We start from the raw sequence: 19,853 nt of genomic DNA, 5'->3' as shown, positions 1-19,853 counted from the left end.
CACCTTTTCTCATGCTGCTTTTTACGTCATCAGCATGGTTTGGACAATAAAAAAAGAAGCCTATTGGCTCCTATCCCTCACTACTTCCTGAGCAATACTCCTGTATTCACTTTGAAGTTCTTGGAACTTGGCTGTATTCTGCCTTTTCATTCGCCTGAAAGCTCCCAATGTGGCAGGTGCGCCCTTACCGAGAACCATCTGCCAGCGTGCGTATTGCTTTTTCTCCTCATTTGCTCGCCTTCTCGCATCCTGCTCTTTGTTGTACTCTCTCTTTTGAGTAGCTGAACGAGTATCCTTTTCAGGTTTGAAGTTCTGCCAACGACTCTTAGCCTCTCCAATCTCTTGCTCTGTTTTGAATTCTAGTACATAAGGCGAAATTCCATGTGAACAATTTGGGTGGTACGGAGGCAAGGCTATATCAGCTACTATACTCGGAAATCCATCATGCTCACCCGTTAAACTCACCACTAGTCCTTGATAACGAGCGCATTCATGACACGTTGGATAATGAGTACTTATCTGTACTAAATTGACACCACTTTCGGTGTATCGATTGGTTGAACCTTTAACATTAGCTTCCTTCATTTTGGTTTTTGTGACTGTACTAGCATAGAAGTCTAGGGGCAAGTTTCTGCCATCAACAGTAGTAAATGCCGTCAAGCCATTCTCTGCAAATGAGTCTGCTACTCGTTTGTTAATGACCTTCCTGGTATTACCTGCAATATAGCCTTCCGCAAGATCCCGCTTCACACTTTCCAACGCTCCAGTGATAGAAGCTTTGGAGCTTTTCTTCGCTGTACGTATAGCCGCCTTGAAATCAAGGAGTGTGTCGTCCGCGATTTGCTCTAAGGCTTCCATGTGAATCTTCTTTTGAAATCCTTTAGCAACTTGGCCACTTTTAGTCAGAGTTAATGTTTGATTTACTTCTAACCCTGCCTGGGACATTAACTTAGTTGCCTGATCGACACCACCAAAGTAATTCTCAATGACTGCTTTAGGAATAACGACTTCCATTTCTAAACCGAATTGATCCAGGATACCGGTAACCTCATCGATGAGCGATTGAGCTTTCTTTTCATCCCCTAGATCACGAGCTTCAGCAACTAACCCGATGATCCTTTGAACAACATTGGAAATGTACTTGAGTATCTTATTGTTCATCTGGATCATCTTCTATGGGATTTCCACTAGAATCCCTATTATCCATAAAACTCATAAGGCTACTTCGACCGCCAACTAAAGAAGCCGTGTCATCAGCTGCTTTCTCTTCCTCGATTCTTGTGACTTCCTCTTGAATCCAGTCATCAGAAGCATGAGGATTATTTCTTCGAACGGTGGTTTCAAGTGACTGAGCACCATCTACATAACCTTTGTTGTTCTCTTCTATAAGCTCCTTGCGACTTATAGGAATCATGGACTTAATAGTGATCTCTGGCTCCTCTACAATAATCGATCGATCATCCTCATTCGCAAGCCATAGACAGCTTTCAAATAACTGTTGCAGGAAGTAAATGTATTCACCCTGGAGTTGCTCTGCTTTTACAATAGAGATGAATAAATCATAGAACTTGGCCACTCCTGTTTGAGCAGCTCTACCCCCTTCATCCATATAGAAATCAACAGCTTTCTCGGATGTCTTGGTTTCAACAAACATCATTTTCATAAGGTCCTTGATCCATTGGATATCACCGATCTTCGTAATATCAATTTGAATAACTTCCATGGCATTTCCGTTTTCATCAAGCGTAGTAATCTCTAAGTCTCGGTGATCAATTTTGCTTTCGTCACCATAGCGTTCATGCGCCTTATCCTGAAGGGCTTGGAATATCTCTTTTGAGACAGCAAGACGTGGCTTACCATTACGCTCAAAAGTGATAGCATTGCGTGTGAGTGTCCAGTTAATCTCATCCTGCTTACCTTCCTGACCTTTAAGACAGGAAACCCCTAAGGGATTGGTGAAAGTCTTCTCGTTTGGCCAATACATAATAAAAGGACGAGTGCGACCGTTATACACAGTTTCTAACTCATCCATACCAAGCAGTTCTTTCGCCCATTCTTCATCCACTTCCTCAAGTCTGTCACCAGCTTCGAGCATATATAGAATGTTGCTTGCAATAAGATCTCCATCCTCCACACGCTCTCTATAGATATGAAGAAATTTCTCCTCATCAAACTCCCTCTCATAAGCTAAATCGGCGCCTAAACCATCTTCATGAGGGAAATACACATCACGCTGTTTGAAATCGATTCTGATGCCTACCTCGTCTTTCCATGGAACACCAACTAGCCCACCATCTACTTGCTGCTGAACAATATTGGACCAATGTTCAAACTGCAGCGTTGAATTTTTCTCAATCTGTTCGATCATCTGTTGCTGTGGATCAATGATGTCCGCGCTTTCCGGATTGTCGATCTCGTCTTCCGTTTCCTGGTTGGCTTTTTCCTCATTCTCCTGAGTGGAATTAATGCTGCCAATTGAACGACTAACGAGCATGGCAGGAATCTCAGGTATGAGCTTTGATATGTTCGCTGTTATATAGGGAGTTTGCACATTTTGAGCCTTACGTGCTCCTTCGACTATGTTGTCTATGATTTCGCCTTTACGTATTAAATCCTGCGCCCTGGTAAAGATTTTCGAGTGCTCACCCTCGTATAAATCACGGAAGAAGTACACCTTTCCATGCGATTTTTCAATGATGTCATTATTCCACTTGGTCCAGTTGATTGTCATTAGATCACCTGCCTTTTACGCAAAATAAAAACGCCTATTACCAGGCGCTTGCTCCACTTGCCATTCCCCCACCTTTTAGATCAGCAACTTCATAGTCATCTAATCCATACCAGACAGCTGAAAATGTGTGGGCATCGATATTAAATTCATCTTGAATAATTTCCCCTAACTTATCCTTTTTGTAGGTTAGATCCTTAAGCTCATATATTGTATTTGGACAATTATCAGAGCAAATGATCTTCTTAAATCGTTTGACCTTCTTAGTATTTTGCAATCGAGAGCCCTGGAACTTCGTAGCGCCCTCCATGTTGAATCTGTTTTGCTTAAAAAACTGAATGGTCTTGGGCTCCGCTGAATCAGCCTTGATCAGTTCCCTTGTCTTTTTAAACTCAGCTAATTCCTCAGCGGTTTTATCATCGGTCATCTTGTTCTTGTAATACTCCCAATAGATATAGAGATACTTTTTATCATGGTCGATGGCCATTCGAATAACAGCATTGTAAGAATCCTCAAACCCAAAGTCCATGCCCACCTTCTTCATAGAAGGCCGCATTCTTGTAACTTCCTTCATCACTTCGTCATGCGGTTTCACTATAAACTGAGGGAGGACTCGAATACCGTTAATGCCGAAGCGACCTTTTCTAGCAACGCGGTATAAATCTGGGTCGTATTCTTTCATCTCTTCCAGCTGGTCGATATAACTTTCCGGCAGGAATAAATTATCGTCTGCTAAAGAGTGATGATAATACGTATTACCAACGACGATGGTTCTTTTCTTATAAAGTTCTTCATCGTCAAGAACAGTACGTTTATTACGATTATCCTTAAAGAAATGCTTAAAGGTCCAATTATCCTCACTTACAGGGTTTGTCGAAAGAATCATGTACAGCTTTAAAGTGGGATGCCTTAAACGACCAAGAAGTTCTTTAAAACCAGCATATTTAATCTCTGAACATTCCTCTAACCATATGAGAGATATGTTGTTAATGGATTTCAGCTTTACTGGCTTATCCATTCCTTTAAATATGATCTTTGAGCCGTTAGGGAATCTAACTTGTAATGGTGAGGTCGGGCACTTAACTTTATGACTAAGCCCCAGGTCCTCAATAATCTCTTCAAATAAGGAATGGGTAGATTCTCTATGAGTATCATATACTTCACGAACTACAAGTGCCGTTCGCTTTTCTTCAAATAATTTAAGAATGATCTTCAGGGCCACATGATAGCTTTTCGAGGATCCATAACCACCGACTAGAAACTGAAACTTCTGATTCCAATCAAAGAGGAAGTCTTCAAAGTGTGGGTTCACTTCTTTTTCAATCATTCCCCATCACCTTTTCTTTTGATCATGATCTCGATTGGTTGGTCACTATCATCGTTCTGGAGCTTATCAATTTCAGCCTTTGATCGATCTGTATCAGCTTTCGTTTTATCGATAGTTGCTTTCATCTTCTCAGCTTCTAGAGCACGATCATCATCGTAATTCGCCATTTCAGTAAATTGCTTCAACATGCTTCGTAGCTCACCCATCGCCCTACTTTGAGCATTTAAAAAGTTCGCCTGTTTATCCCAAGCGAACTCGATCTCCCATTCTGTTTCAGAACTACTGGAAGCATCCCCCCAGCTTTCTTTTTCTTTCTTTATTTCTTTTGTTAGATCATCTTTACTTTCAACATGCATGATCTGCTGTGACCGCATTATCTGAGCGAACTGCATCTTAATATTCATCCAGAGGATGTCTAAGGGGGTAATATCATTGATCTGGTTTGCAATCTTCCGTGTCTCTTCCGGTAAGTATTTCGAGAATAATCCATGAGTGACAGCGTTCGTATTTGCTGAAGGAGCTCCATGTCCTTTTGCATTCTGATTGCCAACCTGACCACCCTTTCGTTTTGTGTGCACACTTTTTTGTTTGGGTGCACCCTTTTCGCGTGACCATCCATGACGTTGTTTCCACGACTTTACCGTGTTGATCGAGACATTATGTTTCTCAGCTATTTCTTTATATTTCGTCCCTTTGACATAATCCTGCTCGGCTAATTTATGTTTGTCTGCCACTTCACATCACCGCCACCTCCGTTATGTATTCGTTTGTTCTGTGAATAGAAAAAGCACCCCGTAGTGGGATGCCCTTTATTTTAACAGCTTAAATACCGATAAAATTTTCTTCTTACACTCTTCATTTCTTCTTCCTAAATCTTCAGAGCTATCTAATAAAATTTGCTCGTTGCCGGCAAACTTGATATTCAACATCCCTTGACCTTCAGCATTATATGTTAGTTTTACATCTTCTATATTTCTATAGTGGTGAATTGTAGCATTTACACTTCTTTCTATTGAAAAATCAAACTTCAATAAAGCATCTTTTTCAAAAATGAGAACCTCAACTTCTGAAAAGGATTTGTCTCTAAAAGCATTTTTAGCATAGAATACTTCAATTTTTTCTTCTTCAACTACATGATTGAGCGAATGAAGTTGACCCTCAATACTTAAGTCGTGAAAAGTAGCCTTATTCATCATTTCCTTAAAGGTTTGCAGGTTTACTTCTGGCATTCTCTCACCCCCTCTAATCGAACTAATTCGACAGAAGGAGATAATTTCCTTCAACGAAAAAAGCACCCCAGTTGGGATGCCCGCTGTTATAAATTCAGTTTAGATAACGCCTCTACATCTTGAGAATTTTTTCTGGATATCTCATTTTTTTCAGTTTGAGTCTGAATAAAAATACTTTTAACATTATCAAGATTGATCAATTGGTTTCCATTGTTATACCATCGATTGTCTAACTTCCGAAGCCTAATGTAGAAATCGTAATTCTCATCTTCTTCTTTAGTGACTTGGATTTTACTTCCATCCACCATGTGAAAATTAATATAGTACGTCTCCAATATGGCACCCCCTTCTATCGGACTATTTCGACAGAAGAAGGACATTTCCTTTAAATTGAAAAGACACCCGAAAGGGTGCCTCCATTTCCACAACATGCTTTGGCATTCAGAAAATACTTGCTTCTAAATCTTGCTGTGCGTATTGCATTTGCCCTGGCTTTTCCATTTTCAGACTTGAGAGGGGGAACAATCTAACTCATCAGCAATACCTTTTAAATTACGTTTACCCTTGCTTCTTTTCCATAACTCAAATGCTTTATCTTTCCGCGGATCTAGCTTCCTCGGCATTACATATCTCACCCACATCCACTGTCATTCGTTTGTTTCGAAATCGCGATTAGTGCAATAAAATTATATTTTTAGAAGGTATTTGAAGTTTTTTGTAGAATAAGAACCTATATATAGTCTTATTGTCACTTGTCACTGCTTTACATTATGAGACTTCCAATACTAATGACTCATCCCATCTAATATATATGGTCCCAACACAATAAGACTGCTTATCAATGTTTATTATACTACCTGTAGAAAGGATGTTTTCCTTATCGATTACCTCAGAAAGTAAATATTCACCTATAAAAGTTGAGTTACTGTAAATTTCACATTTCATTAAGTTATTACCACCTTAAAAAGGGAGAGTTTCATTTATGACTACTGGAACCAATGATCAGCTTCAAAATTTAATGCTCTTTTTTCCATACTTAAAAAAAGGAGAGGTTATACGAAAGTTAACCTTTATTCAAAGGTTCCCAGATTTTAATGAGGTTTATACAAAAATCAGAAAAGATAATGAACAAAATGAAACCTCCTTGTTAGTAGCAAAAACCCTAAACCAAGGACTTAGGGAAGAAAAAATCAAAGTTGAAGAAATAGACGAGCTTTTATTTCTCTTGCTGGAAGATTCCTTGTTTAACTCCTATATTTTCCCTTTAGAACATAGAAATCTGAACATTGAGACTCCTGAAAAAGTAAATCAACTATTAAGTTCGTGGGAATTGCCCGAAAAAAATGAGTTATTAAGTAATGTAAAGAAAAAAGGTTACCACAAGGACTTCATCATGTGTGGTTATAGAACGCAAAGTAGCAGCAAAACGGATAGGAACATTGACTCTATCCGGATGTTAATTCTTGATAGAGCACCAGTAAATCTAAGCGATAAGAATGGCGATACAAAAGAGTCTGTCTACCCTACGATTATTGAAGTGGATTTTGCAAGGGACCTACTTCATATAAGGCTAAAAGATGTGGATAACATCATTAATGCCGAAGACAAAATAAGAACAATGTCAGGTCGTATTGAAAACACCTTGCATTTTATAGATTCCTTCCAACCTCATATCCATTATTCGAAATTTGAAAGTTTCAGGTCTTCTTTATACAAGATGGAGGAAAACCTTTTACAAGAAAAACGGGACCAAGCTCTTAGTAAACTGAGAGATTTCGATGAACAAATTATTGATTTCTCCAACAAAGTTACTGAAAAGTTTAACCCACCCAGTGATAACGATATCTCTGTAAAAACATATATCTCTAATGGTGTCCTATCAATTATTGCAACAACCCTAAATGATAATGAAATAGGGGATGTGGTAGGAATAAAATTCAGAAATAATCAAGAAAATGATAACGATAAGAAATATGCTGAAATAACAATCTCTGACAAAGGATATAATTGCATTTCAACAAACAATTTATATTGGCTGAATTTACCTGTACTACACAATCGTAAAATGGTTGAATTTTTGAAAATCACAAAAAGCTTCGAGTCAGGAGCTGTGGTTGCAAATTTAGAATTTTCAATAGATACGGCAAACATACGTTTACTACAAAGGACGACTAATGCAGAGCACAAGAAACCGACACAAGAGAAATATGATGATTTAATCAATTACCTTAAAGAATTTTTATAAAAGAGGGGGCTCTCCTCTCTTTTACTTTTTAATCCTCTTTTGGTCAATTACTTTTAGTTAATGTTACCATGCTTTACTTGCTAGCCCCTTATATTAGATTTAACGTTGACATTTACTAATAGTTTTCAACAACAAAATTCACATTTTTTATTGCCAATTCTGGCAAAGATTCTAGTGTATAAAAATCGAAAAGCTTCTCCAAAGCTATGAAAAACTTTGATAAAAGAAAGACACCCGAAAGGGTGCCTCCATTTTCACAGCATGCTTTGGCATTCAGAAATACATGCTTCTAAATCTTGCTGTGCGTGCTGCATTTTATCTCTGGATTGTCCACCATCCATATGATTCATAGCGAGTTTCAAGTGTGATATAGCACTTTCACACTCACTGATACATTCCTGGATTTGAGTTTTGTCCATTTTAATTCCTCCTTTCCTACATATGATAAAGTTTCCGAAGTTATACTAATTTATGTAAGTTGGGAGGACGTATTAAGACAGCTTTGCCTCACCTGTCCTGCCTTCCATTTTAAACGCACTGCTTTTGGGTTGTCGATTCCTGGGCAAAGTGTGAAAAGTGTGCAATTCTGTCCACTATAGTTTCTTTGATGTTGTAAATATGCCTTCTGGATAGTCCCATATGATTACTAATAGCAATCATACTCATTCCGTCCAATAAGCACTCAAGCACAGCCCTCTCACGCTCGTTCTCAATCACAGACATGCGCTCCTGAATAAACAACACTTTCTTTTCCAACTTGTGCACCCACGTAAACTTCTTATCTCTCCTAACGACTTCCTGAGCGACTGGATCCCCAGACTCCCCTTGCGCTTTAGGAAGGATGGATTCAATGCCAGACTGAGCAACTAGATTCGTCCCAGCATCCTCAAGTAATCCTCTTTGTCTCTTGATCTCATTGATCATCCAGTTATAATCACGTAATGCTTCCTCAATCTGCTTCTTATTCATCCTTAAACCTCGCCCCTTCCATCAAGCTTTTCAAGTATTTAATACGAGATCTAGCTTGTGTAACACCTACACGTTTATCCCGTCGCTCCTTGCTGACTTTCCAACGCAGCTTATAGGTTTGATTTCTCATGTCCGTCTCACCATCATCCATACAATAAACAATGGCCAAAAGCACATAAGAGCTATTAAAGCGTACATGTAGTAATACTTCTGCTCTCTGCTTTGTTGCTTCGGCTCAGTCTGTAGAGAACAGCAGATCAATCCGACAATTAGATAAAGAAATAAATATACCATTTACATCACATCCCTTTGAGATAAATAAAAAAGGACACAAACCACGAGCGTTTTGCTCTTGATTTGTGTCCTCCAGTTGGCTGGTAGAACTAATTATTTGGTATAGTTAATAGCAATATCTTTTATGAATAAAATTCCTTTATTAGTAAGGTTTTCTGATGAATCTATTATGTTATTTTCAATTAGAATTTTCAAATCATCTAGAGAGAGATCTCTTTTTGTTTTATGAAACATCTCAATTAGATAATTTGCATCTGCTTCAATTATTTTATTTGCACCAACCTCATAAATAAAATCCAATAAACAACTCATAATATATTTTTCCTGAATATTTTTTGGTGGTCTTAATTTATTGATTTCGTTGTTTAAGTGTGAAATATGTTTTTCTTGTTCATTTAATTTCCGCATGTATTCTGACTGTTTACTTTGCTCAACTCCTGCTTCTTCAAGTATTCTTTTAAGGGAATCGTCCCTCTGTTTTTCTACATCCTCAATTTCCTTACGTTTTTCGGATATTTGTTCCCAAGGCATATTGTCAAACCTTTGATTCATAGCATCACTATTTTTTTCTATTAAATCTAGTGATTTTCCGAATTCACCTCTCATATTACTTAAGGATTCAGCAATATCTTTCGTATGACTATAAGAACGGTCATAAAAATTATTACTTTGTTCAGTAGTCTTAAAGTAAAAGGTAGCAGACAAATATATAGAGAAAAATGCTAATAATGTCGTTAGAATAGTTGCTATATCGATATTAAGTGCATCATTTTCTATAATAAGCCTAAAGAATATTACAGAAGATATCACTAATGTAATTACAACTACAACAAATACTAAAAGCCAACTGTTTCTGTTCCTGATCTTGTCTTGAGCCGAATAATCATCCTTTTTATCTCCTTGATTAACTCCACTTTTTGGGATGTTTTCTCTGAACTCTTTCATTCTTTTTATTTGAGATGTTCCCATAAAAATCTTCCCCCTCATCAAACTTAACCCATTCACTTTTCCTTGTGTGTTTCCGACCTCTCATACTCAGGTTAAGGTTTCCTTTTATCCTTAACTTCCCCTGAGGACAGGATTCATGCATGACTTTTCATTATATAATAACTAGCAAGTTGAGCTAAATCTACGTCTATACCAAATTTAGCTAGTTTTCCTTTCCTTATATTGAACAATTCCTTAAGCATTCCGTTTTTCTGTCGTTTCGTCCCGTGATGGATACATCGATGACAATTCGGACATAAAGCAACTATATTTCCAGGGACATCAAGACTATATGTAAAATCAATTTGACGCTCCATTGGGACGAGATGGTGTGCTTCTACGAAATTTTCACCAGTTCTCGAGGACAGAAAGGTAATGTGAGTACTATCAAACTCGCATCGATGGTTTGCCTTCTCCAGTGCTTCCTTTGCTTTAGCTGGATTTCTATTATAGGCAGCGCTATTAAACCTACTGCTAGTACGAGGAGGAGTTTGTGGCTCTTCTGGTGTATTATCAGCCTCAGTGATTGAAATATCCTCTTGAAACTTCGTATCCTCAATTTCTTCATCATAAATTATGTCGTCAATAACTTGATCAAGAGATTTTATTCCCATAAAGTGTTTTATTTTGTCTAGACCTGCTAGTAATGCGCGGATATCGGTCCTTAGTTGTTCATTATCGAAACTATCATCAATGCCGTAATACTTTGCACAGATATTAGCAGCCTCATAATTTTTAGCATTTTGCGTATGAGATTTTAATTCAATACTAGTTAGAGGAAATCTTTCTTGGGGCAGCTCTAAACTATCTCTCAAATACCTTGCAACATAAGCCATTTTTTCTTTAGGTTTATTACCCTTAAATTTAGTTTGTAGATATTTTGTCCCTTGGTTCAATGAGAGGTAAAACCCGCTCATATCACTGCAGAATATAATTACTATGTAAAACCCTCTTTGAGCGCTGTCTGTAATGTTACGATCGAATATTGCCACCCACGGAGTAGTTGTTAAATTTCCAGCTCCATATGATCCGGTAACCATATATTTATTATCATCGAGGCTTAGTTGACTAGCAATTACTCTGGGCAACTCAACTCCTAAATTCTTTCCTACACGGTGTGTGCTGGGAGTTCTACTTGTATAATAGAATTCTTGGTAATCTTCCATCACTTCAATTAATTTTTCCCTCATTTATTGTAATTCTCCTTAATCGTACTCCATCAATTCGTTTTAGAGCACAAATCATGGGCGTTTGCTCTTGATCTGTGTCCTCCATTGAGCTGGTAGAACTTTATTTAAAAAGTGAATTGTGTTTTTTTAACGTTTTTTCTAAATGATTAAACGTATCCCTAATTAATTTTTTATAGGTTAAAATAAATTGTTTAAATTCGTCCTTGCGTCCAGGATCAACTATGGCTGCCTTTTTTTTATCATCATCCAATATTTCTTTAAAACGGTCTACTAAGAATCTATAATCATCTTTAAAAAGTTCGGCAAAAATAAATATTTCATTTTCATATGTCATATTCTTTGTCTCTAAGGAATTATACTTTTCATCTCCAGATACAATTACAGTCATCGTGGTAACTATTTTTGGAAGGTCTGGCTTATCTTTATTTTCTTGCTCAATAATTATTTCTAATGAAGTGAGCAAGTCATTTACTAGATTACTTATAATTCTAAATTCCTTGTAATCATTTTTTTCCTGTTCTTTCTTTTCTTTTTGTTCCATACTACTTAAATTCCCTTTATAAACCACAAGCGCGATTGATCCGGTAAGGACTGACCCAAGAAACGCGCCCCAAAACCCAGGATCACTTAATAGACTTTCTACAAAACTCAAAACTCTTCCCCCTCATCAAACTTTACCCTCTTCACTTTACCCTGATGAGTAATGACCTTTGTCTCACCATGATCAGGTAGAGTGGTTATTTTCGCCTTACCTCCACAATATACGACACAGAAAGGGGAATTTCCTCCTAGTAAATCAGTTTCTATACTTAGCTTTCCATTATCTATATTTACATTTGCTTCGTTTAATCGCATCAAGCAGACCCCCATGTTATAATTAAATTGTCATATTTCATTAGTCAGGAGCACTGCTCTTGGCTTTTTTTGCATATTATGGTTCCACTGACTCATACTACTCGAAAGGGGCTAGCGGACTAACCCATACGTCACCTTTCCATATTCTTGCTAGCCCCGACCACATTTTGTTCATGGCCTAAGATTGAGCCCTCTCTGACCTATCTTTATCCAATGGCCTTTGCGCCGGCTTTTTCACTTGATCTTTTAAACGTAGTCGTCCATTTAAGTATATTTGTTCAATACCGTGTTTATAATAGAAGTGGGCAAGGTGTGTTTTGCTCAGATTTACATACCCCTCGCCCGACTCATCCAATTGCCGGCCTTAGAGCCGGCTTATTTTATTTGTAAAATGTATAAAATATCCTTTTTTAACAACACTACCCTTGAAACTTAATTAAAGGAGTGAAGGACTATGGGTATTCTTAGTGGTAATCAACAAAAAGAACCTCTACATTATGGTGAAGTATTCAGTCTCTGGAGCTATTTATCTGTTGCAAAAGGGAACTCGGCAAGTTACCAAACCATGTACAATCATGCAGGTGATAAAGAGTTAAAGCGCCTTTTGGAAGAGCTAGTCCAAGGTGCTAAACAGGAAACACAGGATATTGAAGAAATTCTTAAAATCAATGGGGTTGTTTTACCTCCATCACCTCCTGAGCGCTCAGTAGCAGACCTTGAAGACATTCCCGTAGGTGCTAGATTAAATGACCCGGAAATAAGTGCAACTGTGTCCTTAAATATTGCTCAAGGGCTTGTCGCATGCAGTCAAGCAATTGGTCAATCAACTCGAGAAGATATAGCTATGTTATTTGGACAGTTCCACATGAATAAAGCTCAAGCCGGTGCCAAAGCTCTTAGATTAAATAAGGAAAAAGGCTGGTTAGTTTTGCCACCTTTGCACAAAAAGAGCTAATCAACTTAATTTACAAAAAGTAACTTTGCCAAGGCTGTGCTCTTGGCTTTTTTTATGTCCTTTTATGCTATTAGCCTTTCCAATTCATACTCCAGCCTCATAAGATGCTATAAAGATTATGAAGGTGGTGATTTAATGAGTTACGGATGTGGTGGTAACTTTGGCGGCGTCGGCGGTTTCGGCGGCTATGGTGGTTACAGACACAAAAAAGGTAATGACTTTGCGCTGATCGTAGTATTATTTATTCTCCTAATAATTGTAGGAGCAGCACTTTTTAATGATAAAAAGGATTGTTAATCAGACTTTTGCCCCCTAACCGACTAACCCAACCCTCAGCTTATTTGTATAATCCCTCACCATAGCGTCTATAATGATGAATGCGGCCGGCCTCTGGGGCCGGCCTTTATGCCGGCTTTTTTAATGCTTTTTAGCTCTCTTTCCACATACCAGGCACTTACCGCTATAAAAGTCATAACGATGCTTATTAAAGAATTTACAATCAATCCACCATTTGATTTTCCTCATATACCCTCCAATTCACCTAACTCAATAGGTTCTTGATTATCCCGATGCTTGAACACTAACTTTCTAGCTTCAAAGAAAGAGCAATTATGGCTCTTTTCAACAGCATTTACATATGCCTTCCAAACCCTCTGGACTTCTTTAAATGCCTTTGATCTAGGACTCTTATCACATTCCAAGGGGCAAAGAACATTTTTAGGTATGATCTCCTTTTTAAATGACTTGAACTCCGGTTCACCAAAGAGGGAAAGTTGCTCATAATCTTCTTCGATGGTGGGGGGCGCCTTTGATTTTGTGATGTCCACTTGATCCTCCACCACTTCGAATCGATCAGCTTGATAACACCCCATGTGCGCCGTCTGCCTCTCGACCTTCGACACGTAGTAAGCCCCCGGGCCACCAGGAAACACATAATAATCCCTGCCCTGATCAAGGGTTGTCGTTCCAGAAGAATCTAGGCAAAGGGCTTTCATGCAGCCCCCTCCCGGATCAGCTTTTCAAGCACAGGCAGGTAATCCAAAGGAACACCATTCCCTGTCCGTACCTCCGCAGCTGCATAGAAATTAAAGTCATCGAAAGTGATCGATTTGCGACCGCCTAACTTAGCATGTTCTACATAGTGCTGCACGACTGAGAAAGGCACTAAGAATACTTGATTCAATTTCCTGAACTCGATCAAGAAGAAACAAAGTGCCCCTACATTCTCAGCTAAGTATAAGTAGTCGAGTTGGTGCTGATGGATATTTTTCAGTGGGAACCGCTTCTCTCCGGTTGATTTAGCTTCAAAACAGATGGCCCGCCCCTGATATACACCGTCATAGTCTACGGTTGATTTAGACTCATAAAACCCGCTCAACACCTTTGTGCCTTTAGACTTCATAACCTTTACAGGAGTTGGTCGCTTGTTAATCACAGCTAGTCCTTTTCGGTTGTAAGTATCATTCGTTAGATTAATCAGGTTTTCTAAGCCCATCCCTCTGTTGCCCTGGTACATTTTCATTTTTGTTTTTCCTCTCCTTCGCTATTCGAGATGTAACGGCAATGTACGAATGCTCCAGTTGGAATAAACTCAAATCATATATGGACCTTCCATCTGGTATAATCGTTGTTCCCATTCGTTTTAGTGAATTTCTCAAAAATCTCTTACGTTCTTTAACTTCTAGTTCCAGTTGATCTTCTGTTGATAGATTCATAGATGCTTCCCCCTATGAGCCCACGACTCTAAGCTCAGACCTTGACTGCAATACATCTAAAGCTGTAGCTTTTTTATTCTTAACAAGTTCAATATCATTCTCAGTTAGTCCATAACCCTCGAGACCACCTTCAGTTACAATTCTCTCAAGGGATCGTCCAATTCTTACACCGATATCGAGTTTAGTAGCGTCGCTCTGAATTTGAGTTGGTTGCTTCCCTTCACTTTCGCCCCTGTCCTGCACACTGCGTTGATTAAACCACTCTGGAATAACCTCATTGCTTTGTTTCCCAAAGGAATTGCCTTGCTTTCTATTTCTGAATTCAACTTCCTCAGCCTGCGCCTGCTTGACCGTGGTAATATTTTTGTTTACCCATGATTGGAGAATGCTCTTCACATACCCCCAGCTGGGTTTATTACGATCCAGAGATCGTTTCATGGCAACAAGAACCATTTCATCACCAAGGTCATCAATCCATGCTAAAATCTCCTCAGAGGTTTGAGGACGAATCATCCCGAAATTGCTTTGATAGAATTGAATGGCATCCGTTGTTGTTGACGATTTTTCATCTTCAACTACTTCTTTACTTTCATTTTCTTTACTTTTCTTTACTTTATTAGGCATTGCGGTTGCATTGCGTTCGCTATGCGCTTGCATACCTTCAGCATTGCTAGATTTTTTATTTGCTTTAGAATCGCTTGAATCCTTGTCGTTGCGGACTTTCTTGTTCCATCTTGCTTGAGCCGCTTTCTTCGCTTTTTCTGATTTTGTATCCTTCACTTCCATGCGTTTAAGGAGTGATTCTGACCAAAAATATTCTCCGTCTGAATGCAAGAGTTCAAATTCGTTTATGCAATCTGATGCAAACCTATGCGCCGCATCTGCGTCGCATTGCAGTTGCATTGCAAGTGCATTCCATGTGTATTTATTGATCTTTATTTTGTAATCATTTTGCTCACGAAGCATTTCTATAATGATCCAATACCATCCATATCCTTCTGAACCATAAACACTCCTCATGGATAAGATCTTGGGGTCATTTCTTGCATTTCCATCATGAGAGAAGTAATAAGTATTCTTCATGGTTGCCTCCTTAGCATTTAATCTCGTTCACAAATTGCTTTCATACCTTTAATTTTCACCAACCTCCACCCTGGGAAGTTGTGTCTTACGTAAGACGCCACATAACGCTTGAATGACTGCCCAGGGTTTTGATGATCTTGTACCATCCACACGTAGTGATATGGGATGGCGATAACTTGTCTCATTACTTAAGGTCCATAGCTGCTTGCTCAGTTGTTATTTCTGGATTATCTTTTGGTTGCTCTTCCCCTGGTTCTTCGGGTGTTGGCATATTAATGTACTCTTGATCATGAACTGAGTTCGCTTCTTCTGTGATACCTTTCCGGACTGTATCATCCTGTGAGGCTTGTTGCTGAATTTCAATGCTGATCGGCAAGTATTTGAACATGCGGCGAATAACCGTTTTCTTAGCCATTTCTTCATAATCCGTTTTCCAAGGGCCGTTATTTCCTGCCTTAGAACGTTGCTTCACTTTCTCCACATCATTGGTGCTGAACACTTCAAACTGATAACCACCGTCTTTAAAGTGAGCTACTGCATAAACAAATTCCATGTCCCCACGTTCACCTGTAGCTGGTTTGTGAACGAGTTTAGGGTGCAACCCTAGCTCATATTCAAACTCGTCGTTCTCATGCACTGTGTGGGCATATATACTTTCGATATGCCCAGAGCGTCTAGCAAGGTCGATCATGCCCTTATAGCCAATGATGAACTGGACATCCATTTGCTTTGCTTTACCGTTATAAAAAGGAACCAGATAACAGTGACCGATCAAGCCAGGTTCCAGTCCTAATTGTGCTGATTGCATCACAGCTCCCATGAGAGAAGGAATGGAGCATTCTAGTAGTTTAGGGTTCTGACGGATAGTTGTGAGTGCAATACGCCCTAAGCGATCCGCATCCATATGCTTAGGAAGTGCCTTTTCAAATTCTGGACCCATCTTCTTCATGTAAGCTTGGATTGTGTTAGCTGGATTGTTTTGCTTTTCTACCGAATTGTTATTTTTACGTTTGGCAAGCTGGCTTTTCGTTGTTGAGTTGGTAGCCATTATTTAGCCTCCTTAAATTTTAGTGGCCTGGATGAGCTTACTTTTGAATACTCATCATAGAGATCAGGTTTTTCAGCTTTTAATCGTTTGGAATCTACCGTTCGACGTTCCTGAGATTTATAAGTGATAACATAATGATTAGAGAATCCTTTTTCATAGGTTCCTAGAATCTGTTTCAATTGATTCTCGTACTTTTTCTTACGAGTATTTAAATCATTCATTTCTTCTTTCACTTGCTGTAGTCCCTCAATCAGCTTATCTGTATCAGAATCAAGATCTGTTTCACTCTCTGGCTCTGACTGAGGATACAATGCTTTAAGTAATTCGCTGGAAGCTTCTGATCCATCAATTTCAGGAGGTTCTTGCTTCACCACACGTCCTTCCCAAAACTCTTTTTCAATGTCGATCAGATAAGCAATAAGTTCTTCATCACGGTCAATCTTTTTATAGACAAATTTATTACCTCCGATTAGGACAGCGATCCACCAGGCATCTGCCCCGGTTACAGCCATATAATGTTGGCATTGAAGCAAGTAGGCACCAGGAATTTCCTCCCCATCCCATTCACCCTTTAAATACTCACTGGCTGTTTTGCATTCAAGGCCTTCATTTTTTCCAACAATCAGCCGGTCTACGTTAGCAAGCATCCATTCATGCTCAGGGTGCTGGAGAATCGCATTTCGTTTTCGAACCTTTAAGCCTGTCCGACGACTAAACTCTTGGGCTACTGTCGCTTCCATAACATTGCCCCAGTAAGCAGCTTCTTCATTAGTAGGCTCTGTGTTTGGTGCTTCTCCGATCTTTTCCATATAAACAACCATTGGTGATTTCCACTTGTTTAGTCCGGCGATAGAGGCAGCATCACTTCCACCAATCCCCTTTTTACGTGATTCAAGCCATTCCTTATGTTCCATATCTGCTGTACTGCTTAGCACTTGCGCTTTTACACCCATATTTGCCCTCCTAATAATTTCGTGAGATAATATAAGTCAAATATTTTTTAAAGTGCCACATTGCCGTGTGGCTTTTTTTATGCCTTCTTTTCTTCTGCTCCAATGACCTCAAGTATTTCAATTGCATCTGAGGGCAACGTTTCTTTAAGAAAGAACTCCTCGTTAAAGGTTAAGATCGTGTCTCCTTCATAGACTTCATTTCCAAGGCCATCCAATCCATATAGAATCGAGTCCTTTACTCGAAATGAATAGCCTGTACGTTCTAACTGCTCCACTACTGGATGGTTCATGATTATCTCCTTCCTCTACTCCAGTACATAATTAGAACTGGGTAGCTTTTACTTTTCCAGATAAGCAATAACTTCTTCTATTTTGTTTTTGGCTGCGGTACTTATGCTGCTTTCTTTTAGCCAATTAAGATTTATTAGCAATTGCTTCTTTTCCTCACTTGCTTCATATTTCTTAAGAATGATTTGGTCACTGTCCACGTATATCTCTAAGGGATCCCTTTCCTTAATTTCTAACGTGCGCCGTAGTTCCATCGGGATAACTACTCGCCCCAAATCATCTACCTTTCGAACAATTCCTGTACTTTTCATGTACTTGTCCTCCTTCAGATTTGTAAATTATTGATGCCAGCGCATCGTCACAGGCAGAAGGCTAGATGAATCACTGGTATGGGAGGGCGCCTTCTACCCATGACGACAGGCTGGATAAGGCCTGTCGTGTGAAGAATGGAAACATGTGCTGATTACTTCATAATGATCACCTCCATAAGTACCTTGTCTGCGACCAAACATACATGGTATATTAGGAGTTAGTTCAAGAGTGCTACTATGGGTTGCAGCCCTGGTAGCTTTTTTTATGTGCTTTTTTCATAGCAATATCTCCCCTGCATAAATGATTGCGTGGTATAGAAATGCCAGGCTTGCTATAAAAAGAAGGATGTACGTAACATCTAACCAATTAATGTTCCGCATCTTCCCACCTCACGACTGCTGAAGTGATTCCTCGCTGTTCTAGCTCGATCGCTAATTTGCCAACCTTGTGATAGTGCGCCATGCGTTTGGTGTATTCTTTCTCTTCCTGCTCGGCCTTCCGAGTTCTTAGGTATTTCAGGTTGTTAAGTGTGTTCAGCAAGTCAACTGTTCGGGTCACGGCTGTATCAATATCACCTTGAGTAAAAGCTTTTTGCACTTGCTCTGATAAATCCCAGAAGCATTTTGTTTCCCTTGCTGCTTGTCCAACATCTTGTGGTAAGTAATTGTTTAGATTATTCATTTCTTATAGCGCCTCGCCTTCAACGTAATAATCCAATCTTTAAATAAACCCTTCATAGAAAACCCGTAATCCCTACACAAGATAGCAACAAGATTAACCATAGAAGCAGCTGCATCCAGCAGCTCATAAATTAATCGTTTTATTTCCTCTTTCTCTACATCACTACGAGAAGAATGTGGCTTATGCCATTTCACTTGGTCCAGTTTCTCCATCGCTTCTTGTGCTTCCTGATCAACAAGGTGATGTAAGGCCAAGGGGTCTTGATAAATGTGATCACCGTCAAAGTACGGAATGTGTACATGCCCTGCTGCATCCTCCCAGGTATGAAAGAAAAATTCCGGATCATCTACCGATTCAGCAAAAGGCCTCCTCATTTCGGGTTGATATTTTCGATCCCCTGTCTCAACTTTTGATATGGTTTCTCTTGAATAATTGGATTCAAAGGCTAGTTCTAGCTGTTTAAAGTCTTGTCGGTGTCTTGCTTTGACCAATTCATCTTTAATGGTCATTGCTTTCTCCTTTCGTACCACGGTTTATCTAGTCATGTGTTCCTAGTTATTGGTAAAGTTTAGTTACATTGCTTCTATTTGATTGGTCTCCTGCTCCCTGATCCATGCATCGATCGTTTCCTGAGAGAACAGAATGCGACGACGCAAACGGAAATGGGGGATTTGTTTTTGTTTGACCATGGTGTAGATCGTGTCAGTGCATACTCCTAAATATTCAGCTGCATCATTAACGGTCATTGTGCGCCTTGCCATTTAGATCACCTCCTTAGATCTATGTTTCGATTTGTTACATTTATCTTCAAAAAAAATAATCCAATCAAATCCAAGTGTTTTACTAATTAGTTTTGCGGTGTTTACACTTGGCGTCCGTGATCCTGATTCAATCATTGTATAGTATGACCTCTGTATTCCAGAATTCATAGCTACATCATATTGAGTCATTTTCTTACTCAACCTGATTTTCTTTAACCAGTTCCTCAATATTA

Annotated in this window: 29 protein-coding genes; 3 read left to right on the top strand and 26 right to left on the bottom strand. The window is 39.1% G+C overall.

Going from position 1 to position 19,853, the window contains the following annotated elements:
• Positions 1–60 precede the first annotated feature (60 nt).
• The 7 genes from P9989_RS07695 to P9989_RS07665 form a co-directional block, all read right to left on the bottom strand.
• Complete coding sequence (locus P9989_RS07695) at positions 61–1,161, bottom strand: phage minor capsid protein (RefSeq protein ID WP_283078188.1); 1,101 nt, start codon at positions 1,159–1,161, stop codon at positions 61–63.
• Positions 1,151–2,731 carry a hypothetical protein gene (locus tag P9989_RS07690; RefSeq protein ID WP_283078187.1) on the bottom strand — a complete coding sequence of 527 codons (1,581 nt, stop codon included), beginning with the start codon at positions 2,729–2,731 and terminating at the stop codon, positions 1,151–1,153. Before P9989_RS07690 ends, P9989_RS07695 begins: the two co-directional genes overlap by 11 nt.
• A 37-nt stretch (positions 2,732–2,768) precedes the next feature.
• Positions 2,769–4,052, bottom strand: a complete 1,284-nt coding sequence (locus P9989_RS07685; protein WP_283078862.1) for a PBSX family phage terminase large subunit — start codon at positions 4,050–4,052, stop codon at positions 2,769–2,771.
• On the bottom strand, positions 4,052–4,789 hold the full coding sequence (gene terS / locus P9989_RS07680) for a phage terminase small subunit (RefSeq protein ID WP_283078186.1): 738 nt from the start codon (positions 4,787–4,789) through the stop codon (positions 4,052–4,054). The genes P9989_RS07685 and terS overlap by 1 nt, the downstream gene beginning before the upstream one ends.
• A 75-nt stretch (positions 4,790–4,864) precedes the next feature.
• Positions 4,865–5,284: a DUF3908 family protein gene (locus tag P9989_RS07675; protein WP_283078185.1), complete on the bottom strand. Its 420-nt coding sequence runs from the start codon at positions 5,282–5,284 to the stop codon at positions 4,865–4,867.
• Between the two features lie 86 nt (positions 5,285–5,370).
• Positions 5,371–5,619 (bottom strand): hypothetical protein, encoded by a 249-nt coding sequence (locus tag P9989_RS07670; protein WP_283078184.1) that lies wholly within the window; start codon positions 5,617–5,619, stop codon positions 5,371–5,373.
• A gap of 168 nt (positions 5,620–5,787) precedes the next feature.
• Positions 5,788–5,907, bottom strand: a complete 120-nt coding sequence (locus P9989_RS07665) for a phage terminase small subunit-related protein (RefSeq protein ID WP_283078183.1) — start codon at positions 5,905–5,907, stop codon at positions 5,788–5,790.
• 359 nt (positions 5,908–6,266) lie between these two features.
• Between P9989_RS07665 and P9989_RS07660 the strand changes: the two genes are divergently transcribed.
• Positions 6,267–7,529: a hypothetical protein gene (locus tag P9989_RS07660; protein ID WP_283078182.1), complete on the top strand. Its 1,263-nt coding sequence runs from the start codon at positions 6,267–6,269 to the stop codon at positions 7,527–7,529.
• 254 nt (positions 7,530–7,783) lie between these two features.
• On the opposite strand, the gene P9989_RS07655 is transcribed toward P9989_RS07660, so the two are convergent.
• The 7 genes from P9989_RS07655 to P9989_RS07625 form a co-directional block, all read right to left on the bottom strand.
• On the bottom strand, positions 7,784–7,948 hold the full coding sequence (locus P9989_RS07655) for a hypothetical protein (RefSeq protein ID WP_283078181.1): 165 nt from the start codon (positions 7,946–7,948) through the stop codon (positions 7,784–7,786).
• A gap of 109 nt (positions 7,949–8,057) precedes the next feature.
• Positions 8,058–8,498 (bottom strand): helix-turn-helix domain-containing protein, encoded by a 441-nt coding sequence (locus P9989_RS07650; RefSeq protein WP_283078180.1) that lies wholly within the window; start codon positions 8,496–8,498, stop codon positions 8,058–8,060.
• Positions 8,491–8,628 (bottom strand): hypothetical protein, encoded by a 138-nt coding sequence (locus P9989_RS07645; RefSeq protein ID WP_283078179.1) that lies wholly within the window; start codon positions 8,626–8,628, stop codon positions 8,491–8,493. The genes P9989_RS07650 and P9989_RS07645 overlap by 8 nt, the downstream gene beginning before the upstream one ends.
• A 257-nt stretch (positions 8,629–8,885) precedes the next feature.
• A complete protein-coding gene (locus P9989_RS07640) occupies positions 8,886–9,761 on the bottom strand; it encodes a hypothetical protein (protein WP_283078178.1) in 876 nt (291 codons plus the stop codon).
• Positions 9,762–9,874: 113 nt separating this feature from the next.
• Positions 9,875–10,969: an MrcB family domain-containing protein gene (locus tag P9989_RS07635; RefSeq protein ID WP_283078177.1), complete on the bottom strand. Its 1,095-nt coding sequence runs from the start codon at positions 10,967–10,969 to the stop codon at positions 9,875–9,877.
• Positions 10,970–11,069: 100 nt separating this feature from the next.
• Positions 11,070–11,621, bottom strand: a complete 552-nt coding sequence (locus P9989_RS07630) for a hypothetical protein (RefSeq protein ID WP_283078176.1) — start codon at positions 11,619–11,621, stop codon at positions 11,070–11,072.
• The gene (locus P9989_RS07625; protein WP_283078175.1) at positions 11,618–11,824 is read right to left on the bottom strand and encodes an XtrA/YqaO family protein; all 207 of its coding nucleotides are present in this window, start codon (positions 11,822–11,824) and stop codon (positions 11,618–11,620) included. The genes P9989_RS07630 and P9989_RS07625 overlap by 4 nt, the downstream gene beginning before the upstream one ends.
• A 454-nt stretch (positions 11,825–12,278) precedes the next feature.
• Between P9989_RS07625 and P9989_RS07620 the strand changes: the two genes are divergently transcribed.
• On the top strand, positions 12,279–12,779 hold the full coding sequence (locus P9989_RS07620) for a DUF3231 family protein (RefSeq protein WP_283078174.1): 501 nt from the start codon (positions 12,279–12,281) through the stop codon (positions 12,777–12,779).
• Positions 12,780–12,914: 135 nt separating this feature from the next.
• Positions 12,915–13,076 carry a YjcZ family sporulation protein gene (locus P9989_RS07615; protein WP_283078173.1) on the top strand — a complete coding sequence of 54 codons (162 nt, stop codon included), beginning with the start codon at positions 12,915–12,917 and terminating at the stop codon, positions 13,074–13,076.
• A gap of 224 nt (positions 13,077–13,300) precedes the next feature.
• Here P9989_RS07615 and P9989_RS07610 read toward each other — a convergent pair whose 3' ends face one another.
• The 12 genes from P9989_RS07610 to P9989_RS07555 form a co-directional block, all read right to left on the bottom strand.
• On the bottom strand, positions 13,301–13,774 hold the full coding sequence (locus tag P9989_RS07610) for a hypothetical protein (RefSeq protein WP_283078172.1): 474 nt from the start codon (positions 13,772–13,774) through the stop codon (positions 13,301–13,303).
• On the bottom strand, positions 13,771–14,301 hold the full coding sequence (gene recU / locus P9989_RS07605) for a Holliday junction resolvase RecU (RefSeq protein WP_390305993.1): 531 nt from the start codon (positions 14,299–14,301) through the stop codon (positions 13,771–13,773). Before recU ends, P9989_RS07610 begins: the two co-directional genes overlap by 4 nt.
• Complete coding sequence (locus P9989_RS07600) at positions 14,252–14,494, bottom strand: hypothetical protein (RefSeq protein WP_283078171.1); 243 nt, start codon at positions 14,492–14,494, stop codon at positions 14,252–14,254. The genes recU and P9989_RS07600 overlap by 50 nt, the downstream gene beginning before the upstream one ends.
• 12 nt (positions 14,495–14,506) lie before the next feature.
• On the bottom strand, positions 14,507–15,577 hold the full coding sequence (locus P9989_RS07595) for a DnaD domain protein (protein ID WP_283078170.1): 1,071 nt from the start codon (positions 15,575–15,577) through the stop codon (positions 14,507–14,509).
• Between the two features lie 184 nt (positions 15,578–15,761).
• Positions 15,762–16,625, bottom strand: a complete 864-nt coding sequence (gene recT / locus P9989_RS07590) for a recombination protein RecT (protein WP_283078169.1) — start codon at positions 16,623–16,625, stop codon at positions 15,762–15,764.
• Complete coding sequence (locus tag P9989_RS07585) at positions 16,625–17,578, bottom strand: YqaJ viral recombinase family nuclease (RefSeq protein WP_283078168.1); 954 nt, start codon at positions 17,576–17,578, stop codon at positions 16,625–16,627. Before P9989_RS07585 ends, recT begins: the two co-directional genes overlap by 1 nt.
• A gap of 77 nt (positions 17,579–17,655) precedes the next feature.
• Entirely contained in the window at positions 17,656–17,868 is a 213-nt protein-coding gene (locus P9989_RS07580) for a YqaI family protein (RefSeq protein ID WP_283078167.1), read from the bottom strand.
• A 48-nt stretch (positions 17,869–17,916) separates the two neighbouring features.
• Positions 17,917–18,177, bottom strand: a complete 261-nt coding sequence (locus P9989_RS07575; protein ID WP_283078166.1) for an AbrB/MazE/SpoVT family DNA-binding domain-containing protein — start codon at positions 18,175–18,177, stop codon at positions 17,917–17,919.
• A gap of 367 nt (positions 18,178–18,544) precedes the next feature.
• A complete protein-coding gene (locus P9989_RS07570) occupies positions 18,545–18,859 on the bottom strand; it encodes a hypothetical protein (protein ID WP_283078165.1) in 315 nt (104 codons plus the stop codon).
• Positions 18,856–19,368, bottom strand: a complete 513-nt coding sequence (locus tag P9989_RS07565; RefSeq protein ID WP_283078164.1) for a helix-turn-helix domain-containing protein — start codon at positions 19,366–19,368, stop codon at positions 18,856–18,858. The genes P9989_RS07570 and P9989_RS07565 overlap by 4 nt, the downstream gene beginning before the upstream one ends.
• 63 nt (positions 19,369–19,431) lie before the next feature.
• Positions 19,432–19,620, bottom strand: a complete 189-nt coding sequence (locus P9989_RS07560) for a helix-turn-helix domain-containing protein (protein WP_283078163.1) — start codon at positions 19,618–19,620, stop codon at positions 19,432–19,434.
• Entirely contained in the window at positions 19,621–19,851 is a 231-nt protein-coding gene (locus P9989_RS07555; RefSeq protein ID WP_283078860.1) for a helix-turn-helix transcriptional regulator, read from the bottom strand.
• Positions 19,852–19,853 lie beyond the last annotated feature (2 nt).

Origin of the sequence: Halobacillus naozhouensis, from assembly GCF_029714185.1 — a bacterium.
In the GTDB taxonomy this organism is placed as follows: domain Bacteria; phylum Bacillota; class Bacilli; order Bacillales; family Halobacillaceae; genus Halobacillus_A; species Halobacillus_A naozhouensis.
Note: the sequence above shows the minus strand (reverse complement) of the source record. Positions and strands in the feature narration are given on the sequence as shown.